Source organism: Mesorhizobium sp. Primo-A (genome assembly GCF_003997175.1).
GTDB lineage: Bacteria > Pseudomonadota > Alphaproteobacteria > Rhizobiales > Rhizobiaceae > Mesorhizobium > Mesorhizobium ciceri.
Window position 1 is genome coordinate 34,859 of sequence record NZ_RZTG01000013.1, and the last position, 19,560, is coordinate 54,418.

Here is a 19,560-nt window from a genome sequence, read left to right on the forward strand (position 1 = left end):
CTGGTCGTGCGCGCAGACAGGAGATTGAAATGACCGTCATGGCCAAGCCCGAACAGACCAATTTGCGCACCATGGTCAGCGCGCCGGCGCTGTCGCCTGTCACCATCGCCAAGCCCGATTTGATCAGCGTCGAACAAGCCAAGGCGATGGATGTCGCCCGCATGACCGACCTGTTCAAGGCGCATCTCAACCCCGGCCAGTTCCACTTCATGAAGCTGCTCGGCTTCCACAAGATCAAGATCGAGCGTGCCGAAGGCATGTTCTACATCGACCAGAACGGCCGCAAGATCCTCGACTTCTTCGGCGGCTTCGGTTCGCTGGCCTTTGGCCACAATCATCCGCGCATCCTGGAAGCACGCAAGAAATTCCAGGAGGAGAAGCGCCAGGAAATCGCCATCGCCTTCATGTCGCAATATGCGGCAGCGCTTGCGCACAACATCGCCAAATGCTCGCCCGGCGATCTCGACATGGTATTTTTGGGTTCGTCCGGCTCGGAAGCGATGGAAGCGGCGGTGAAGCTCGCCGAGCGCGCGGCCGGTCCGAAGCGGCCGAAGATCGTCTATGCCGAGAATTCCTTCCACGGCAAGACCAAGGGCGTGCTGGGCATCACAGACGGCCAGCTTTACCGCGCCGACTTCAAGGTGGCGGAAAACACGGTCCGCATCCCGTTCGCCGACATCGAGGCGGTCGAGCGCCTGTTCCGCTCCGATCCGGAGGTCGGGGTCATCGTGCTCGAGACCATCCAGGGCGGTGGCGGCATCATTCAGGCGCCGGCCGAATATTGGCAGAAGCTGCGCGCGCTGTGCGATCAGTACGGCGTGCTGTGGGTCGCCGACGAAGTGCAGTGCGGCTACGGCCGTTCGGGCCGCTTCTACGCCTTCGAGCATTACGGCGTCATTCCCGATGTGACCGCGCTGGCCAAGTCGCTCGGCGCCGGCAAGGCGGCGGTGGGAGCCATGATCGCGCGGCGCGAGGTCTACATGAAGGCCTATGGCACGCCGAAAACGGCGATGATCCATGCCATGGCGACCTTCGGCGGCATGGGCGAGGCCTGCGTCACCGCGATCGAGGGGCTCAACGTGCTCTACGACGAGGGGCTGATCGACAATGCCGCCGTCACCGGCGACTATTTGCTGCAGCGCCTGCAGGCGCTCAGGGAAAAGTACCCGAAGATCATCAAGGATGTGCGCGGCAAGGGTTTTATGGTCGGCCTGGAGTTCCACGACTTCTCGCAGACCTTGCCGATGGTGCTGCGGCCGATCGTCAGCGTGCTCGACGACAAGCTGAAGGGCTCGCTGTCGGGCTTCGTCGGCGCGCTGCTGCTGCGCGATTACGACGTGCTGGTCGCCTTCACCGAGTACAACCGCAACGTCATCCGGCTGGAGCCGCCGCTGATCTGCCAGCGTGAGCATGTCGATCGTTTCGTCGATGCTTTCGACAGTCTGCTGTCGCGCGGCATCGTGTCGATCGTGAAGGATTTCGTCAAAAGCCAGGTCCGTTAAACCGAAACTCGCTGAGTAGACATGCTGACCAAGTCGCCCGCTCCACAGAACCCACTCGACCGGCTCACCGGGGCCGGTCTGGCGTGGGGCGTGGGGACTTATGCGCGGCTGGCGGCACCGATCGGCGCCGCGGCCTTCGCGCTCTACATTCTTTTTTCAGCGTTCACCGCGTGGGTGATGCCCGACGCCAATTGGGACATGCTGCCCTATCTCGCCATAGCGGAGGAAGGCACCTATCCCGATGCACAGGCGCTGCATGACTATGCCTACAACACTGTCAAATCGGGCGTGTCGGCCGGTGACTACAAGGCGCTGACCGACGATGGCGGCGGCTTCCGCAGCCACATGGCGGAGAATGCCGCCGACTTCCATTCATTGCTCGGCATGTACCGGATCAAGTTCCTCTATGCCGAGATCCTGTCGACGATGAGCGCGGTGATGTCGCCGGTCGAGGCGATGCGCCTGGTCTCAGTGTTCTCCGTGCTGCTGTTCGGCGCGATCGCCCTGATGTGGCTGCGCTCCGAGGGGGCACTGGCCTTGGCGCCGGTGGTCGGCGCGGTGCTGATCATGGCCGATTTCGGCGATGCGGCGCGCGCCTCAACGCCGGATCTGCTCACATCGGCGCTGTTGCTGGGCGGGCTTTATGCCTATGTCCGCGGCCGCGAGGTGGCGACGGCGATCCTGCTCTTCCTCGCCTTCATGGTGCGCCCGGACAACATTGTTTTCCTTGCTGTTTTTGCTGTGCTGCTGGTTGCGTTCCGGCAGAGGGCATGGGGCGCGCTGGCCGGCTTTGCCGCTTCCTTCGTTGCCTATTTCGCCATCTCGCACTGGGCGCATCATCCCGGCTGGTGGCCGCATCTGTGGTTCTCCAGCATCGAGCAGCATTACAATATGGACGGGTTCGAGCCGCCATTCTCCATCGTTGCCTATCTCAGGGCATTTGCCACCTCGCTGCTGCGTGCCGTCAGCCTGAACAGCTGGGTCGGCGTGTCGGTGCTGGCACTGGCCGGCTGGTTTGCTGCCGACCGCGCCGGCTTCCGCCTCGACCGCCGCGCCGGCATCCTGTTCGCGGCACTGGTGCTCGGCGCGCTGGCGAAGTTCACCGTCTTCCCGATCCACGACACGCGCATCTATTTCCCGCATCTGATCCCGCCATTCCTGCTGCTGGCGACGCCGTTCATGGCGTTGTGGGCGGCCGTGGCTCGCGGCCAGAATCGCGCTGCCATGCAAATCATTCCCGGAGACAAGTCATGAGTTCGCTATCCAGCCTGGCGCGCGTTGCCCTGTCGCTCGGTCTTCCCAGTGGCGTTCTCGATCGCGGGCCGTCGCTGCGCGGCACGAAATTCCTGGCCAAGGCAGCGCTGAAGGCGCGGTTTGGTGGGGCGGGGCGGCCGTTCCAGATGGTCAATGTCGGCGCCTGCGACGGCGCGCTCTTCGACGATGTGACGCCGTGGCTGCACAGGATTCCCGGTGCACGCGCGATGCTGGTCGAGCCGATCCCCTACAATCAGAAACGGCTGCGCGCCAACTACCCCGACATCAGCCGCTTCATCATCGAGCCGGTGGCGGTGACGAAGACAAAGGGCACGATCACCGTCCACACTTTCGATGCCGCCGCGCTCGAGGCCGGCACGCTGCCCATCGAATTCATCGGCTGTTCGTCGGTCACCGACACCAATCTGATGTCGGGCAAGAATGCCTGGGGCGAGGCCGACGCCAACTTCAACAAGTTCGCGCCGCATCTCAGGGACATCGAGGTGCCATCCGAGACCTTGCTGACGCTGCTCGACCGCAACGGCATCACCCATATCGACGCCTTCCTCGTCGATTGCGAGGGCGCCGACTGGATCGTCTTCGAACAACTCGACCTCAAGCGCTACCGTCCCGGCATGATCAAGGTCGAGGTCGGCGCGCTGCCGGCCGCCGAGATCGGCCAGGTCGTGGTCAAGCTGAAGACATCAGGCTATCAGGTCGGTTTCCAGGCCGAGGACATCTGGGCCTTCGTGTGAAGGAAGATAGAGCAGACGACCCCCTCCATTGCTACAAAGACGTGGCCTAGTCCTCTCTGAACGCACGACTGATCTGATCGGAAAGCGGCTTCACGAAATATGAAAACGCAGACCGTTCGTGGGTCTTGATAAAGGCCTCAACGGGCATTCCCGGAAGAACAATGAGTCCGTCTAGCCGCGCCAGTTCTTCGGGCGCTACCACGAAGCGCACCTGATAGTAGGAAGATCCTGAGCGCTCGTTAGTCGTCAGGTCAGCTGCAATACGGACAACCGTCCCATTGAGTTCTGGCGTGGTACGCTGATTGAATGCCGAGAGGCGTAGCACTGCCTTCTGCCCAAGCTCAATCTGGTCGATGTCGCGCGGTGCGATCTGGGCATCCAGCGCGAGCCCGCCGCTATCGGGAACGATCGACATAATCACATCCCCTGGCGAAATGACGCCGCCGACAGTGTGAAATGCCAGTTGGTGCACGATGCCAGCCTGTGGAGCGATGATGTCGATTCGCTTGAGTTGATCCTCGGCCGCGATCTTTCGCTCGATATATTCTCCGATCTGACCTTGCACTTCACGAAGTTCGGCGCTCACTTCAGTTTTCAGGTCGGAGTCGATCTGCAGGATCTGCAGTCTAGCTTCCGATATTCGGCCTGCTGCTTGAGCCTGGCCGGCCATCGCCTCGCCTCGATCACCGCCGAGGGTCGCCGCCTCTCGCTCCAGGTCGTTCAATCGCAACACAGAAACAATGCCCTTTGCCCGGAGCACTTGAAGCGAGGCGATCTCGGCATCAAGCACAGAGAGCCCACGATCAAAGGCTGTTTCGCGAGACTTCAGGCCATCGATCTCATGCGCGAACTGCTTAATTCTTTCGCGCAACTGGGACTTCTTCCCCGCTCGGTCTTCCTTCCTGAACTCAAACAGTCGACGCTCACTCTGAACGGCTGCGGCGATATCGGTGTTGTCAAGCCGGGAAAGTAAAGTTCCTGGAAACGCAATCTGGTCTTCGTCGTCGCGCTCGGCCTCAAGTCTAGCGAGCCGTGCAGTCAATTCGTCCAGCCTCTTGGTGACGATTCCAAGGTTTGCCCGCGCTTGCGTTGCATCGAGGCGCACAAGTACATCTCCGGCAGCAATCTTCTGCCCCTCCTTGATGAGAATCTCGCTGATAACGCCTCCAGTCAAATGTTGGATTTTCTTGACATAGCTATCGACGACAAAGGTGCCGGAAGCCACGACTGCACCAGAGAGATTGGTTGCGGCCGCCCACCCGCCTATGCCTCCCACCAAGAAAAGGCAGGAAGTGCCGCCAATGAAGAGGTGCCGCCGGATAGATCTTGAAACCAATTCGGCCTCAACGTTTGGCATCGGATCCCTCCATCAAGATTTCAGCGACCTCCGGCTTTGACTCGTTCGGATCTGCGACCATCTTGAAGGGCGCGAGCATCCTGGCCGATACAGAAAAGCCCGGATATCCAGCCATGGTAGGATTCGGAGAAGGGACCTTTGATATTTTCGAAAGAACTTCGTCGCGTGGTCCGAAGGCTTTGACCCGACCGGCCTCCATCATGAGAACGAAATCGACTGCAGCTAGCGCGCTCGGTCGATGCGCTATAACTATTGCGATCCCCTTGCGTTCCCTCACGGCCGCGATTGCCTTCACAACAGCAGCTTCGCCATCGGCGTCAAGATTCGCATTGGGTTCATCGAGCACGACGAGGAACGGATCGGCGTAGAGTGCCCTGGCAAGGCCGATCCGCTGGCGTTGCCCTGCCGAAAGGGATGATCCGGCTTCTCCAATGCGGGCTTCATATCCTTTATCAAACTGCAGGATAAGCTCATGAACGCCAGCCGCCATCGCGGCTGATACAATTGTCTCCGGCTTCGCGTCGGATTCGAAGCGGGCGATGTTCTCTGCGATCGTGCCATCGAAAAGTTCGCCCCCCTGTGGCAGGTAGCCGATGTGGCGACCGATTGCCTCCTGATCCCACTGGTCGAGTGACGCGTCGTCAATACGCACTTTGCCGCTCGCCGGGGTCCAGGCGCCAACGAGAGCGCGGGCAAGCGTCGACTTCCCCGCACCGCTAGGGCCAATAATGCCGAGCGCGCTCCCCGCGCGCATGACGAAGTTTGCTGCGAAGACCGTCGGCTTCGTCTCACCAGGGGGAACGACGGTGATGCCTGCGGCACGCAGTTCGCATTGCGGTTTGGGCAGGGCCAAGACAGTTGTCTCTTCAGGCATCATCAGCAGCAAATCCCTGAGGCGGATCCAACTCTGTCTCGCCATCAGGAACACTTTCCAACTTCCGATTGCCAATTCGACGGGCGCTAGTGCGCGGCCCATTATGATGGAACTGGCAATCATCACCCCCGGTGTGACCTGCTGCTCGATAGCGAGCCATGCACCCACTGCCAGGATTGCGGACTGGAGAACCAAACGAAGTGTTTTTGCAACGCCCCCTAGGCCGCTAACAACATCGCTGGCCCTGCGATTTGCCGCAAGGTAGTCCGAATTTGCAAGGCGCCAGCGCGCGGTCATGCGATTGCTAAGCCCCATCGCACGTATAGCTTCGGCATTGCGACGGGACGCGTCCAGCAAGGCATTGCGCACCGTGTTATGCCGGAGTGCCTCTCGAGTTGGGTTGCGGGAAGACGCATCGGTAATAACGGTAAGCGAGACCAACAAGATCGCGCCGACCATTGCTGTCATACCAAGCCAGAAATGAAGTAGAAAACACAGGCCGAGATAAAAGGGCATCCAAGGTAAATCGAAAAACGCGGTCGGACCGGGTCCGGAGAGAAAATTGCGTACATTGTCGAGATCGCGCAGCGGCTGCAATCCGTCGCTGGGCATGCGAGTTTCGAGTGGAAGGCGGACGACTGCGTCGTGAACGCGCCCGGAAAGCTGGTGATCGAACCGCTCACCGACGCGTAGAAGAACGCGGGCACGAATGATGTCAAGGCCGCATTGAAAGGCATATAGGCCGAACGCAAGCATCCCGAGGCCGACCAGTGTTGGGACGCTGTGGCTGGCAAGCACACGGTCATAAACCTGCAACATGAACAAGGGGGCAGTTAGCGCCAATACGTTTATGACGCCGCTTATCACCGCTGTTGCGAGGATTACCGCCTTGTTCGCCGCAACAAGTGACCTTTCAAATCCCCCAGAACCTATCTTCTCGGGGGATCGGGTCATGGAGATCTCGTTCCACCTACTTCAGCACAAAATCCTATGCATAGCTCAAGCATATTGCTTGTTACTGCCACTGATCCAGACCGAGGTGACTCACCCAAGACATACTTCAAGCGGCAACAAGCCATGCTGGGTCGAATCCCATATCAAACACGGTGTTCATTGCCACGCTGTGCGCGTTGTCATTTTCGTCCAAATAAGCCAACGAGAATGAATTAAAAACCTGCGATCTGCCGAAGTACCCGTTAATAACATGCGCCGACCCTGTCCATTCTGAAGACATACCAAAGTCTACCGTGTAGTCTCCATAAAGCACATCGGTACTGATGTAGTAGGCCTTGTTGGAGCTAAATGAATATGTACCAATTTCGATTGAAGTGGCTCCGTCATTGCCGCTGAGGGTATATTTTACATCCCACCAGTTCGTAACATAGTCTATCTCATACCATTGCTCACTTGCATGTATCGTTGTTGTACGCTGCGCGACCAATGTCTTCTCTAGATCCAGATCGGTGAGGCTTAATCCAGACAATAGGAAATTATTCAAGGGAGCAGAATAGTCTGAAGCGGGATCTGATGGCCAATACTTCTCTAGATTTCCAACAGCGACGTCATGCCCGCCATCGGGCGTCATGACATAGCCGACAAAAAAGTGACTCGAATCCTGGAACTCGATCGTGTCGTTCCCGCTGCCCGTATCAATCATGACCGGCAGGATTATACCCCAGCTGTTGTCTGCAACACCCGAGACTATGATGTGGTCATTTCCAGCGCCAGAAAAGACAAATCCCTGATCCGGATTGACCAAGGTTATCTCGTTGTCCTTTTCATTCCCAACAAGAATAAACTGAGAGGTGCTGTTCAAGGTGAAGCTGGTAACGTCACCCTGCAGGACAACCAGATTTCCATCCTTGTTCGCCGATGTTGCCGCATTTCCGGCTATGAAGGTGGCGCCGTTGATATTGACGATGTTATGCGGGTCGAGCCCCCAATAGTAAGGGTTCGACAGTTTGTAGGAATCCGATTGCATCCACTCGGAATTGTACCCTGCAAGAGTCAACTCGTTTGCGGTGCCGATGGTCTGGTTGATCACGTGATCGAACTCAGTCCCATGGGGAGTTGTGGGGAGATCGCTCCGGTCGAACGATATCTCCTTGTAGTCAGTGCTGGCATGCAGGATATTTGAGGTTCCTGAAACCGCCTCCTCAATCAGGAGACCATGAATGAACCTGCCAAGGAAACCAGACGCATCGGTGTCGTTAGCTGGGGCATACGGTTTTTGCTCGAACAGATATGACTGCTTGCTATCCAAGAATCCCGTATGGGTAGCGGCCCACTGGAGCAAGCTTTTGGCGAGAACATCGTCCCCGATAATAAATTTCATCTGAGATAGATTAAACACAAATGGATCCATATCCTGGAACCATTGGAGCGCATAGTTTTTCGCCGTAGCATCGCCGACTGTCAGCGGAATATTCATTCTAAAGTAGGATAGATACTGAGACAGATCCGCACTCGACGTGACCAGCCAGAAATCATAGTCGTTGAGAGCTCGAACCTCGTAGTAGGGTGTCCACCCTTCCGCCGCGCCTGAGAGCTCGGGGAAAACAGTTTGGTATGCTGCATCATGATAGTCGGAAATTTGCCGCCCCGTAAGGTTCCAATCAGTTTGTGTTGACCGAAGAGCGTAGTCACGCGTAGCGAGTTCCAGCATGAGCGCATCGCGACGTTGGTCAAAGAGTCCTGACGCGAAATCGCCATCTATTTTGTTCTTGGCATAGTTGTTAGCAACAATTCCGATTAACGAGTCGGCGTTCACGACACCATGTGCCATGCTTCCATAGTAGATGCCAGCGGCGGAAAGCGCATCGTAGTAATGAGACGCGTCACCCGTCGAGATGGTAAGCGCATATGCAGAGTTAATATCGTTTATCTGCTGTGAAGTTGGCATGATACGCTCCTATTTTTCAGAAAATGAATCAATCAGCGCCGAAAGACGTTTGTGAAACCTAGAGACGTCCTCTCGAAGATATTTACGAGGCGCCATGATCATCCAGCGCAATCCAGCCCTATCAAAGCTCATCATGCACGATGATACAGAAGAATATCCAGTGCACATAATGTACATAGGATCCGGCGCGGAAATATAGTAGATATTGTGAGAGAGATACCCCTTAGCATTATCCTTTACGCGAAACGAGGCGAATTTAATACCAGCATCGAGGTCATTTATAATTGGAAGCAGGAGGTTTTGCGGAATATGAATTTTTAGTGGGCCGCCTGGAACGGAGGCCGCCACTCCGAGTGCGTCCGAAAGCGGCAGCAGATCCTCCTCCCCCCGGATCTGGGGGTTTGGCCCGCGGCCAGCTTTCAGTTCAGGATAGCTCAGTCGTAGCGCGACTTGCTTGATATCCATGGTTGCCTTCGGATTTCGTTCCCGAAATAGATCTGAGGGGACATAGAGCGTTCCCTGCGAGTATGTCACGGCAACGCGATCGATCGACGAAGAGGTGAGCCAGAGAAAACGTTCGTCTCCAGTGTCGAGTGATGCGGATTGCGAGTGCCCGCAGGTGACCAAAGCCAAGAGGAGCGCAATTGAAAATCGACCTTTGAGCACGCGTTTTCCCGCCCAGCATGCGCTCTAATTCGTTAAGTTATTAGTATGCCATATCTCATAACGATTGCAACAATTAATATACTTACAGATTTATCTTTCATCGAAGTATATAAGTAAGATCTTTTATAATAATGCTGATCTCGATGCGTAGCTATCAGGTCGGTTTCCAGGCCGAGGACATCTGGGCCTTCGCCTGAGTTAGCCTACCGGAAAGCGAACCGCCCCAGGCGCCCGGTGTGAAGCATTCTGCCGTCTGGTCGCTCGGCTTTTTGCCAATGTCGCAAACAGGCTTCAATCGTGCTGCTGCTCCGCCCTATAGTCCGCCCGCTTTATCACTTTGGAGTCGCGGGCAATGGCAGAGTTTCCGAAAAAGGCGAGGGTCGTCATCGTCGGCCTGGGCGGTATTGTCGGCGCATCGATCGCCCATCACCTGATCGAACGCGGCTGGGATGACATTGTCGGCATCGACAAATCAGGTATCCCGACCGATATCGGCTCGACGGCGCACGCCTCCGACTTCTGCTACACCACCAGCCACGATTTCCTGTCGTGCTGGACGACGCTCTACTCCATCGATTTCTACGAGAAGATGGGTCATTACGCGCGTATCGGCGGCCTCGAGGTCGCGCGTGTCGGCGACGACAGCCGAATGGAAGAAATCAAGCGCAAGATCGCCTCGGCCAAGGCGTTTGGCACGCGCGCGCGCCTGATCGAGCCGGCCGAGATCAAGGAAAAATTTCCGCTCATCGAAGAAGCGATTGTTCAAGGTGGTCTTTGGGATCCCGATGCCGGTCTGGTCATCCCGCGTTCGCAGACGGTCGCCGGCAAGCTGGTCGACCAGGCGGAAGCGTCGGGCAAGCTCAAATCCTTCGCCAACACATCGGCCCGGTCGCTGGTCGTCAAGGACGGCCGCATATCAGGCGTGGTAACGGACCGCGGCACCATCGAGGCCGACTATGTCGTCGTCTGCGCCGGGATTTGGGGCCGGCTGATAGCGGAAATGGTCGGCGAAGACCTGCCGGTCATGCCGATCGACCATCCGCTGACCTTCTTCGGCCCCTACAACGAGTTCGCCGGCACCGGCAAGGAGATCGGCTGGCCGCTGCTGCGCGACCAGGGCAACTCGGCCTATATGCGCGACACCGGTGATCCCAAGACCGCCGAGGGCGGGCAGATCGAATGGGGTTATTACGAAGAGACCAATCCGCGCCTTTGCCACCCGCGCGACCTGCTGGAGAAGGACCAGGCGCGGCTTTCGCCGTCGCAACGCGATCTCGACATGGAACAGATCCTGGCGCCGCTCGAACGCGCCATGGAACTGACGCCGATCCTCGGCGAACTCGGCTATAATGAGAGCCATTCGTTCAATGGACTTCTCCAGGTAACCGCGGACGGCGGCCCGTCGATGGGCGAAAGCCAGAAGGTGCGGGGTCTGTGGTATGCCGTTGCCATCTGGGTCAAGGATGGTCCCGGCATGGGCAAGCTGATCGCCGACTGGATGACCGACGGCCGCACCGCAATCGATCACCATGCCATCGACTATGCACGGTTCTATCCGCACCAGACCAAGGAGCAGTTCATCTGGGACCGCTGCACCGAGACGGCGATGAAGGTCTACAATCCGGCGGTGCATCCGCGCGAGCCGTTCTCCAAGGCCCGCAATATCCGGCGCTCGCCGTTCTGGGAACGCGAGAAGGAACTCGGCGGCTATTTCATGGAACTCGGCGGCTGGGAGCGCGCCCACGGCTATGCCGCCAACGAGCATCTCCTGGAGAAATACGGCAACCGGGTGCCGGTGCGTGAGAACGAATGGGACAACCGCCATTTCTGGCGCGTCTCCAATGCCGAACATCTCGCCATGAGCGAGGATTGCGGCATCGTCAACCTGTCGCATTTCGCCATGTACGACATCGAAGGTCCAGACCATGTCGCGCTGCTGGAATGGTTGTGCGCAGCCAAGATTGGCGGCGACAACAACATCGGCAAGGGCATCTACACCCACTTCCTCGACGAGGAAGGCATGGTGCGGGCCGACTTTACCGTTATTCGCATGGCCGACCGCTGTCGTTTGATCGACGGCGCGGATGCTGGCCCGCGCGATTTCCAGTACATGCGCCGCACGGCACAGGACAAAGGTTTCGACGTCACCATCACCGACGTGACCGAGAAGTTCGTCACCATCGGCATCTGGGGACCGAACGCCCGGGCGACCTTGCAGAAGGTGGTCGAAAACCCGGACGGGCTCTCTGTTGAGAACTTCCCATTCGCGGCGATCAAGCCGGTCCGGATCGGCGGCAAGGACGTCACCGCTTTCCGCATCTCCTATGTCGGCGAGCAGGGCTGGGAACTGCATATGCGCTACGAGGACGGTCTCGCTGTGTGGGACGCGCTGCGCTCGACCGGCGTGATGCCTTTCGGCGTGGAGACCTATGCCAACACGCGCCGCATGGAAAAGAGCCTGCGCCTGCAGAACGCCGACCTTCTGACCGAGTACAATCTGCTCGAAGCGGATCTCGCTCGTCCAAAGGTCAAGGAGAACGATTTCTGCGGCAAGGCGAAGCACGTCGAATACCGCGCCCGCGAGCACCAGCCGGCCATGCTGTGCACGCTGGTGATGACCGAGAATGTCGATTCCAAAGGCGTTGCCCGCTATCCCGTCGGCACCATGCCGGTGATGGATCCGAAGACCGGCGAGACGCTGGTCGACGAACTCGGCCGGCGGTCCTTCACCACCTCGATGGCCTATGGCCCGACCATCGGCAAGAATATCGGTCTTGCCTATCTGCCGTGGGCGTACGCCCAGGAAGGCCGCAAGCTCACGATCGAGTATTTCGGTGAGACATATCCGGTCGAAGTGGCGGCTGTCGGCTACAAGCCGCTCTACGATCCGGAGAATTTGAAGCCGCGCAGCTGATTGCTAGCCGGCGCAAAGGGCATGAAGGCAAAAGCCTGGCCATCGGCCGGGCTTTTCTCTTTTTAAGCCGACGGTTTTCGCTTACCTTCGCGGCATGTCTGCTTTTGCCTGCGCAAGACATTTCCTTTCAGGCTGCGCCGCGTTCGCACTGACGCTCTGGTTGACGCCCGCGGCCCAAGCTGACGAGCCCGTCGATGTCGAGCTGGTGCTGGCCGTCGATGTCTCGCTGTCGATGTCTCCGGACGAACTCGAGATCCAGCGTCACGGCTACGCCGCGGCACTGACGCACGACAATGTGCTGCAGGCCATTGCCGATGGCGCTTATGGCAAGATCGCCGTCACCTATGTCGAATGGGCCGGCACCAACTGGCAGCGCGTCATCGTGCCGTGGACGGTGATCGCCAGCCGCACCGACGCCGAGCGGGTGGTTGCGCAACTATCCGCTCAGCCGCCCAACAGCGCGCGGCGCACCTCGATCTCCGGAGCGCTGGAGTTCGGCAATGACCTGTTCGCCGAAAGCGGCTACCAGGGCACGAAGCGGGTCATCGACATTTCGGGCGATGGCCCCAACAATCAAGGCGCGCCGGTCAACCTGACCCGCGACGATCTGATCAAGCAAGGCATCGTCATCAACGGCCTGCCGCTGATGACGCGAGGCGGTTTTTCCGGCGCCTACGAAGTCAGCAATCTCGATCGCTACTACAGCGACTGCGTCATCGGCGGACCCGGAGCCTTCATGATTCCGGTCAATGACTGGACGCAGTTTCCCGAAGCCATCCGTCGCAAGCTGGTGCTGGAACTCGCCGGCCCGGCCTCGCCGCAATGGGCGGCAGAAGAAGCCACGCATCCGCCGGTGGTATTGGCGCAGGACAAGCCCGCCACCGACTGCCTGGTCGGCGAGAAAATGTGGCGCAACCGCAGCTGGATGTTTGACAGCCGCTAGGCGACCGAAGCATTGGCAAATTGGCCGGACCGCGCTATCCAGTCGGAGGGGCCGCGGCAAAAACCGAGGAAACATCAGATGAAACGTCTAGCCATCCTGACTGCTGTCGCGTCCGTACTTTTTGCCGACGCCGCCAGCGCCCAATACAATGATGAGCCCGCCTGCATGATGTTCGAGCACGCGAATTTTCGCGGTCGGTCCATCGGTATGGGCCCCGACGATTCCGTGAACTTTCGCGGCGGCCAGTTCTGGAACGACCGTGTGTCGTCGGTGATTGTGCGCCGGGGTTGCACACTCATTGCCTATGAGGACTCCCGGATGGGTGGCCGCTCGATCGAGATCCGGCGCCGGATCCGCGATTTCGGCGGCAGCGACTGGAATGACCGTATATCGTCGGCGGAGTGCACCTGCGACGATTATTGAGGCCATTTTGGATTAGCCACGATGGATTTCTGGCGGTGGTAGCCATTGGCCGACAGCAGAGCCGGGCCTGCCGGTTGCCTCACCAAGCTGTTCATTGACAAGCCGATTGGCGTCTGTGAGACAATTCCCCAGCAAAAACAAAAGGGGAACCGACATGAACAGGATCGCCGTTCTTACCGCAACTCTGACACTTGCCGCCGGCCTGTCGGCACCGGCGATGGCTGCCACCTCGGTCACTATCGGCATCAGCGGCTGGACAGGCTTCGCGCCGCTGACGCTTGCGAAGCAGGCGGGCATCTTCGAGAAACACGGACTCGACGTGACCCTGAAAAAGGTGCCGCAAGCGAGCCGGCCGCTCGCCATCGCCAGCGGCGACCTGCAATGCGCGGCCACCACGGTGGAGACCTGGCTGGTGTGGAACGCCAGCGGCGTCACCACCAAGCAGATCTTCCAGCTCGACAAATCCTACGGCGCCGACGGCATCGTCGCCCGCAACAACATCAAGACCGTCGCCGATCTCAAGGGCAAGAACGTCGCGTCATCGGCGCCGGGCACGTCGCCCTATTTCATGCTCGCCTGGGTGCTGAACAAGAACGGCATGTCGACGAAGGACGTCACCGTCGTCAATCTGGAGCCTGATGCGGCGGCGCAAGCTTTCCTCGCCGGGCAGAACGACGCCGCCGTCACCTACGAGCCGTTCATCTCGGCGGTGCGCGACAAGTCGGACCAGGGCCATATCCTGGCGACGACGCTCGACTACCCGATGGTGCTCGACACGGTGGGCTGCACACCCGAATTCCTGAAAACCAATCCGGATGCCGCCAAGGCGCTGGCCGACAGCTATTTTGATGCACTCGACCTGATCAAGAGCGATCCGCAGAAATCCTACGAGACCATGGGTGCCGACGTGAAACAGTCGGCCAAGGAATTCGAGGATTCGGCGAAATACCTGAAATGGGCCGACCGGGCGGAGAACAAACAGTTCTTCACCAAGGAATTCCAGGACTTTTCCAAGACCGCTGGCGAACTGCTGCTGCAGATGGGACTGATCAAGGAAGCGCCCGACGTCACCACGTTGGCTGACACCAGCCCGGTTTCGAACTGATCGTTCGGCCTTTGACCATCAAGCGGCGGCGCCTGGCGCTGCCGCCTTCTCTTGGACAAAGCGCGATTTGAGCATGGGGACCATTTGAAAATGGCGACGATTTGACGATGCGCCCCTTGCATCCAGTCTCGCCGGGCATCCGAACCGTGCTCGGCATTTCCTTCTTCGTGCTTTTCGTGGCCTTCTGGGCTTGGATCACGCTAGGCGGCCACGTCAACCGCATCTTCCTCGCCGATCCGCTGTCGATGCTGCGGGATGGCTGGCGGCTTTTGGTCGAAGACCGTTTTTGGCTCGACGTTCTGATCACCATCTGGCGCGTCTTCGGCGGCTTCCTGCTTGCCTCGGTCGTCGCGGTACCGCTTGGCATCGCGATGGGCGCCTGGAAGCCGGTGGAGGCGTTTCTGGAGCCTTTTGTCTCCTTCGCCCGCTACTTGCCTGCGTCGGCATTCATCCCACTGCTCATCTTGTGGGCCGGCATCGGCGAGCTGGAAAAACTGCTGGTCATCTTCGTCGGCTCGGTGTTCCAGATCGTCCTCATCATCGCGGTCAAAGTTGGCGGCACACGACGCGATCTGGTCGAGGCCGCCTACACGCTGGGTTCCACCAACAGCGGCATCGTCAACCGGGTGATCATGCCGGCCAATGCGCCGGAGGTCGCCGAGACGCTGCGGCTGGTGCTCGGCTGGGCCTGGACCTATGTCATCGTCGCGGAACTGATCGGCTCGTCATCCGGCATCGGCTACATGATCATCAACAGTCAGTCGCGGCTGGCGACGGGTCAGATCATCTTCGGCATCATCGTCATCGGACTGATCGGGCTGTTGTCCGACTTCGCCTTCAAGGCCTTCAACCGCTGGCTCTTTCCGTGGAGCCTGGCGTGAACAAGCTTCTCATCGAGGGCGTTTCGCGCACCTTTGCCGGCGTGCGCGGCGGTCAGCCGGTCAAGGCGCTGATGCCGATCGACCTGGCGGTCGCCGCCAACGACTTCATCACTATTCTGGGGCCGTCCGGCTGCGGGAAGTCGACACTGCTCAGGATTGTCGCGGGCCTGGAAGCATCGAGCGAGGGCCGTGTGCTGCTCGACGGCAAGGCGGTGACCCGGCCGGGGCCGGATCGCGGCATGGTCTTTCAGTCCTACACGCTGTTTCCCTGGCTGACTGTGGCGCAGAACATCGCTTTCGGCTTGCGCGAACGCGGAATGCCCGAAAAGGAGCGGGACGGGGTCGTCGCTTCCTACGTCAATCTCGTCGGCCTGAAAGGGTTCGAGAACCATTGGCCGAAGCAGCTCTCCGGCGGCATGCAGCAGCGCACGGCGATCGCCCGGGCGCTGGCTAACGATCCGGAGATCCTGTTGCTGGATGAGCCGTTCGGCGCGCTCGACAACCAGACGCGCGGTCTGATGCAGGAACTGCTGCTCGGCATCTGGGAACGGCGCCAAAAGACGGTGCTGTTCGTCACCCATGACATCGAGGAGGCGATCTTCATGGCCTCGCGCGTCATCGTGATGACGGCGCGGCCTGGCCGCATCAAGTCGGATGTCGCCATCGACCTGCCGCATCCGCGCCATTACACGCTGAAGACCAGCCCGGAATTCTCGGCGCTGAAAGCGCGGCTGACCGAGGATATTCGGGTCGAGGCGATGCGCACGGCGCAGGCGTAGTCAGACCGACACAGCCTGATCATCTGGAAAGATACTTGGCTCGCTCAACAGACGCTTGAGGCGAGGAAGATCACGTTTCGGGGCGTCCAGAGCCGCCTCACGTGACACCTCTGCTCAGGCGGCCAGCAGCTGCTTGCGGTCGACGCGCTCCTGCTGCGGCGAGCGGGCGTAGAGTTCGCGGTAGCATTTGGAGAAATGCGAGGCCGAGACGAAGCCGCAGGCGACCGCCACCTCGACCACTGGCATCGAGGACTGGATCAGCAGGTGCCGAGCGCGGTCGAGCCGGATTTCGAGATAATAGCGGGCGGGGGAGCGGCCCATCTCGGTGCGGAACAGCCGCTCGATCTGGCGGCGCGACAGGTCGACATGATCGGCGATCTCGATCAGTGACAGCGGCTCCGACAGATTGCCTTCCATCAACTCGATGATGGTCAGCACTTTCGAGTTCTGGACGCCGAGGCGGGCGCGCAGCGGCAGGCGCTGGCGGTCGGTGGGGCTGCGCACGCGGTCGGTCAGCACCTGCTCGCAGACGCGGTTGACGAGGTTCTCGTCAAAGTCGTCGCCGATCAGCTTCAGCATCATGTCGAGTGCGGCGGTGCCACCGGCGCAGGTGTAGATGTTCTGGTCGATCTCGAAGAGGTCGGCAAAGACATTGGCCTTCGGGAACGCCTCGGAAAAGCCCGGCAGGTTCTCCCAGTGGATGGCGCAGCGCTTGTTGGACAACAGGCCGGCGGCGGCGAGGATATGCGCGCCGGTGCACAGGCCGCCGACGGCGACGCCGCGATTGTATTCCTCGCGCAGCCAGGCGAAGGCGGACTTGTTTTGGTAGCGCTCGACATTGATGCCGCTGCAGACGATGGCCATGTTCGGCCGATCGGGACCTGCCATCTTCTTGCGTTCATCCTCGAGCGACGTGTTGACCGCGCACTCGACTCCGTTCGAGGCGCGCACCGGCTTGCCGTCGATGCTGGCGAGGCGCCATCGATAGGCCTCGTAGCCGAGCATGCGATTGGCCGAGCGCAGCGGGTCGAGCGCGGTCGCAAAGGCGATCATGGTGAAATCGGGAATAAGGAAGAATACAAACGACCGCTTGATCGGATGCTTTACGGCGTTCAAGGGAACCTCACACAGCCATGGCGCGAACAGGATGTCGCGAATAGCATAGCGACATCAGGAAAAACCATGTCTGTCAATCGGCTACGCCGCTACGACAAGATTAAATTTGCGACATGGGTCGCAAATGGGCAATCGGCGTGCAGCGGGGCCCGGAAGTGGCACGAACTGTTCAAGGGACAGGCAGCGTACAGCCTGTGCGCAGAACAAAAACGCCGCTCTGGCTGGAGGCAGGCGGCGTTGCAGTTTTAAAGCAGCGGCAGGGATGCGCTGCCTGGAAAATCTTCAGGCGACGAAGCCGAGGCGCGCCGCATTCATGGCGCCAGTCTGGCCGGGCATGGTGTTGGCGAGACGCTGACGCTCGAGAGCGGTGGTCAGGTTCATTTCGCGGCGGGCAAAGAGGCGGGCAAAAAGCTTCATAATCATCTCCATTCGGTTGCTCAGACGGGTCGCCTTCGCTTGATGGAGTGGGGCAGCTCGTTTGCTGGCGCTGATATAGGCTTGTGTAAGCAGAAACTAAATCGCAAAAGCGAACCGCTTGATATGAAATGCGACATCGATTGCGACAGATTTGGGCAAGGTGCTCAAAATTTACGATCATTTACAAGACATTAAGTGAAAACAGGAGCTGCTATGCGGCTTTCTCATATGCGTCATGCGTTGGCGACATGGCTCCAAAACTCATTTGTATACAAATAAAATAAAGAAGGCCTGCCGGGCGGTTCGCGCGGCAGGCCTTCAGCACATAGTACACACGATCTACTTTGCTCCAGCCCAGGATCCGATGCCATTGCGAGTACCGGTCTTGGTGTCGGAAGCCTCAGGCCAGCCGATATCCTTCTGCAGTTCGATCGGCAAGGAACGGATGGCGCGCTCGGTCTGGTAGCGGGCGCGTGCCGCGCTGAATTCGGTCGCGATGCGACCAAGAGACGACAGGATAGACATTTCTTTCTCCTTTGGTGGCTGGCGGGTGCCAGACAGCGCGTTGGTTACGTCGGGTTTGTTTCAACTTCATTTCGTGTCGAATGCAGGTCTGTGTCGGGGTCGTTTCATGGCTGCTTGTGGCAGCTGCCTCATTCGATGGAGTTGACTATCCTCCCAATCTGATGTTCAATCAAACGAAATGGAGTGATGTTTTGTATCAGAAAAATTGAAGGTCGGTTGCCATGAACGCCCCGCTCAATCATCCGCTGCCACTGCTCGATCTCGACGTTTTGCGCACTTTCGTGGCGATTGCCGAGACCGGCAGCTTCACCACCGCCGCCAATGCCGTCTTTCGCACGCCTTCGGCCGTCTCCATGCAGATCAAGAAGCTGGAGGACATTCTCGGCCGCTCCGTGTTCGCGCGCGACGCCCGCTCGGTGTCGCTGACCACGGACGGCGAGATGCTGCTCGGCTATGCCCGCCGGCTGCTGTCGATCAACCGCGAGGTGGTGTCGAAGTTCATCATTCCCGAGATTGTCGGTGTCGTGCGGCTTGGTTCGCCGGACGATTACGGCGAGCGCGTGCTGCCGCATGTGCTGAAGCGTTTCGCGCAGTCGCATCCGTCGATCGCCGTCGACGTCACCATCGACCAGAGCAGCAATCTGCGCCGGCGCATGGACGACCGGGCGCTCGACATCACGCTGCTGACCAATTCCTACAAGACCAGCGCGCTCGGCGCCGAGGTGCTGCTGACCGAGCCGATCGTCTGGGCTGGCGCCAAGGGCGGCTGCGCGCATCTGCGCGAGCCGCTGCCGGTGTCGCTTTGGGAAGAGGGCTGCGCCTGGCGCGCCGGAGCGCTCGATGCGCTTGGCCGCGAGGGCCGCAACTACCGCATCGCCTATATGAGCGCGCACACGGCCGGCCAGCGCGCCGCGATCATGTCCGATCTCGCCGTGGCGCCGCTGCCGAAGTCGTTTCTCGGCAACGACATGGTCGAACTCTGCCCGAAGGACGGCATGCCCGACATCGGCACCTACAATCTGGCGATGGTGGTGGCGCCGGACGCCAGCGCGCCGGTCAAGGCCGTCGCCGACCACATCCGCGCGACCTTCGAAGTGTTCCGGGAAACCGGCAAGTTCTGACCGGCTGGTAAGGACGACAATATAGA

General features: G+C 59.4%; 17 protein-coding genes. 10 read left to right on the top strand and 7 right to left on the bottom strand.

The genetic code is table 11. The features are described from left to right. Positions 1-71: 71 nt before the first annotated feature. The 3 genes from EOC83_RS23420 to EOC83_RS23430 are packed head-to-tail and all read left to right on the top strand — an operon-like array spanning position 72 to position 3,511. On the top strand, positions 72-1,502 hold the full coding sequence (locus EOC83_RS23420) for an aspartate aminotransferase family protein (RefSeq protein ID WP_244514351.1): 1,431 nt from the start codon (positions 72-74) through the stop codon (positions 1,500-1,502). Positions 1,503-1,523: 21 nt separating this feature from the next. Beyond that, positions 1,524-2,756, top strand: a complete 1,233-nt coding sequence (locus EOC83_RS23425; RefSeq protein WP_063168215.1) for a glycosyltransferase 87 family protein — start codon at positions 1,524-1,526, stop codon at positions 2,754-2,756. Further along, positions 2,753-3,511, top strand: a complete 759-nt coding sequence (locus EOC83_RS23430; RefSeq protein WP_063168214.1) for an FkbM family methyltransferase — start codon at positions 2,753-2,755, stop codon at positions 3,509-3,511. Before EOC83_RS23425 ends, EOC83_RS23430 begins: the two co-directional genes overlap by 4 nt. A gap of 46 nt (positions 3,512-3,557) precedes the next feature. Here the strand turns inward: EOC83_RS23430 and EOC83_RS23435 are convergent, their stop codons facing one another. From EOC83_RS23435 to EOC83_RS23450, 4 genes are all read right to left on the bottom strand, one after another. Then, complete coding sequence (locus EOC83_RS23435) at positions 3,558-4,868, bottom strand: HlyD family type I secretion periplasmic adaptor subunit (RefSeq protein WP_063168213.1); 1,311 nt, start codon at positions 4,866-4,868, stop codon at positions 3,558-3,560. Then, entirely contained in the window at positions 4,855-6,696 is a 1,842-nt protein-coding gene (locus tag EOC83_RS23440) for a type I secretion system permease/ATPase (RefSeq protein ID WP_063168212.1), read from the bottom strand. The genes EOC83_RS23435 and EOC83_RS23440 overlap by 14 nt, the downstream gene beginning before the upstream one ends. A 106-nt stretch (positions 6,697-6,802) precedes the next feature. Then, positions 6,803-8,644, bottom strand: coding sequence for a hypothetical protein (locus EOC83_RS23445; RefSeq protein ID WP_063168211.1), 1,842 nt, complete (start codon positions 8,642-8,644; stop codon positions 6,803-6,805). A gap of 9 nt (positions 8,645-8,653) precedes the next feature. Then, a complete protein-coding gene (locus tag EOC83_RS23450; RefSeq protein WP_127224123.1) occupies positions 8,654-9,109 on the bottom strand; it encodes a hypothetical protein in 456 nt (151 codons plus the stop codon). 553 nt (positions 9,110-9,662) lie between these two features. Here EOC83_RS23450 and EOC83_RS23455 point away from each other — a divergent pair. From EOC83_RS23455 to EOC83_RS23480, 6 genes are all read left to right on the top strand, one after another. Continuing rightward, positions 9,663-12,224 (top strand): FAD-dependent oxidoreductase, encoded by a 2,562-nt coding sequence (locus EOC83_RS23455; protein ID WP_063168209.1) that lies wholly within the window; start codon positions 9,663-9,665, stop codon positions 12,222-12,224. A 94-nt stretch (positions 12,225-12,318) separates the two neighbouring features. Next, positions 12,319-13,167 (top strand): DUF1194 domain-containing protein, encoded by an 849-nt coding sequence (locus EOC83_RS23460; protein WP_063168208.1) that lies wholly within the window; start codon positions 12,319-12,321, stop codon positions 13,165-13,167. A gap of 78 nt (positions 13,168-13,245) precedes the next feature. Continuing rightward, complete coding sequence (locus tag EOC83_RS23465) at positions 13,246-13,590, top strand: peptidase inhibitor family I36 protein (RefSeq protein ID WP_024501320.1); 345 nt, start codon at positions 13,246-13,248, stop codon at positions 13,588-13,590. Positions 13,591-13,744: 154 nt separating this feature from the next. Further along, positions 13,745-14,695 (top strand): ABC transporter substrate-binding protein, encoded by a 951-nt coding sequence (locus EOC83_RS23470; protein ID WP_063168207.1) that lies wholly within the window; start codon positions 13,745-13,747, stop codon positions 14,693-14,695. 107 nt (positions 14,696-14,802) lie between these two features. Next, positions 14,803-15,576, top strand: coding sequence for an ABC transporter permease (locus EOC83_RS23475; RefSeq protein ID WP_063168206.1), 774 nt, complete (start codon positions 14,803-14,805; stop codon positions 15,574-15,576). Further along, positions 15,573-16,355, top strand: a complete 783-nt coding sequence (locus EOC83_RS23480; RefSeq protein WP_013531158.1) for an ABC transporter ATP-binding protein — start codon at positions 15,573-15,575, stop codon at positions 16,353-16,355. Before EOC83_RS23475 ends, EOC83_RS23480 begins: the two co-directional genes overlap by 4 nt. Positions 16,356-16,469: 114 nt before the next feature. Here the strand turns inward: EOC83_RS23480 and EOC83_RS23485 are convergent, their stop codons facing one another. The 3 genes from EOC83_RS23485 to EOC83_RS23500 all read right to left on the bottom strand — a co-directional run bounded on the left by EOC83_RS23485 (position 16,470) and on the right by EOC83_RS23500 (position 18,413). Then, a complete protein-coding gene (locus EOC83_RS23485; protein ID WP_348625597.1) occupies positions 16,470-17,408 on the bottom strand; it encodes a GlxA family transcriptional regulator in 939 nt (312 codons plus the stop codon). Between the two features lie 345 nt (positions 17,409-17,753). Further along, a complete protein-coding gene (locus tag EOC83_RS33610; protein WP_013531161.1) occupies positions 17,754-17,888 on the bottom strand; it encodes a hypothetical protein in 135 nt (44 codons plus the stop codon). 339 nt (positions 17,889-18,227) lie between these two features. After that, complete coding sequence (locus tag EOC83_RS23500) at positions 18,228-18,413, bottom strand: hypothetical protein (RefSeq protein ID WP_013531162.1); 186 nt, start codon at positions 18,411-18,413, stop codon at positions 18,228-18,230. Positions 18,414-18,634: 221 nt separating this feature from the next. Here EOC83_RS23500 and EOC83_RS23505 point away from each other — a divergent pair, with 221 nt between their 5' ends. Then, positions 18,635-19,534 carry a LysR substrate-binding domain-containing protein gene (locus EOC83_RS23505; protein ID WP_013531163.1) on the top strand — a complete coding sequence of 300 codons (900 nt, stop codon included), beginning with the start codon at positions 18,635-18,637 and terminating at the stop codon, positions 19,532-19,534. Positions 19,535-19,560: the final 26 nt, after the last annotated feature.

Bases quoted from the DNA above. Each gene is read 5' to 3' on its own strand.
- EOC83_RS23420 (WP_244514351.1), top strand. From the start codon at position 72: ATGGTCAGCGCGCCGGCGCTGTCGCCTGTCACCATCGCCAAGCCCGAT.
- EOC83_RS23425 (WP_063168215.1), top strand. From the start codon at position 1,524: ATGCTGACCAAGTCGCCCGCTCCACAGAACCCACTCGACCGGCTCACC.
- EOC83_RS23430 (WP_063168214.1), top strand. From the start codon at position 2,753: ATGAGTTCGCTATCCAGCCTGGCGCGCGTTGCCCTGTCGCTCGGTCTT.
- EOC83_RS23435 (WP_063168213.1), bottom strand. From the start codon at position 4,868: ATGCCAAACGTTGAGGCCGAATTGGTTTCAAGATCTATCCGGCGGCAC.
- EOC83_RS23440 (WP_063168212.1), bottom strand. From the start codon at position 6,696: ATGACCCGATCCCCCGAGAAGATAGGTTCTGGGGGATTTGAAAGGTCA.
- EOC83_RS23445 (WP_063168211.1), bottom strand. From the start codon at position 8,644: ATGCCAACTTCACAGCAGATAAACGATATTAACTCTGCATATGCGCTT.
- EOC83_RS23450 (WP_127224123.1), bottom strand. From the start codon at position 9,109: ATGGATATCAAGCAAGTCGCGCTACGACTGAGCTATCCTGAACTGAAA.
- EOC83_RS23455 (WP_063168209.1), top strand. From the start codon at position 9,663: ATGGCAGAGTTTCCGAAAAAGGCGAGGGTCGTCATCGTCGGCCTGGGC.
- EOC83_RS23460 (WP_063168208.1), top strand. From the start codon at position 12,319: ATGTCTGCTTTTGCCTGCGCAAGACATTTCCTTTCAGGCTGCGCCGCG.
- EOC83_RS23465 (WP_024501320.1), top strand. From the start codon at position 13,246: ATGAAACGTCTAGCCATCCTGACTGCTGTCGCGTCCGTACTTTTTGCC.
- EOC83_RS23470 (WP_063168207.1), top strand. From the start codon at position 13,745: ATGAACAGGATCGCCGTTCTTACCGCAACTCTGACACTTGCCGCCGGC.
- EOC83_RS23475 (WP_063168206.1), top strand. From the start codon at position 14,803: ATGCGCCCCTTGCATCCAGTCTCGCCGGGCATCCGAACCGTGCTCGGC.
- EOC83_RS23485 (WP_348625597.1), bottom strand. From the start codon at position 17,408: ATGATCGCCTTTGCGACCGCGCTCGACCCGCTGCGCTCGGCCAATCGC.
- EOC83_RS33610 (WP_013531161.1), bottom strand. From the start codon at position 17,888: ATGAAGCTTTTTGCCCGCCTCTTTGCCCGCCGCGAAATGAACCTGACC.
- EOC83_RS23500 (WP_013531162.1), bottom strand. From the start codon at position 18,413: ATGTCTATCCTGTCGTCTCTTGGTCGCATCGCGACCGAATTCAGCGCG.
- EOC83_RS23505 (WP_013531163.1), top strand. From the start codon at position 18,635: ATGAACGCCCCGCTCAATCATCCGCTGCCACTGCTCGATCTCGACGTT.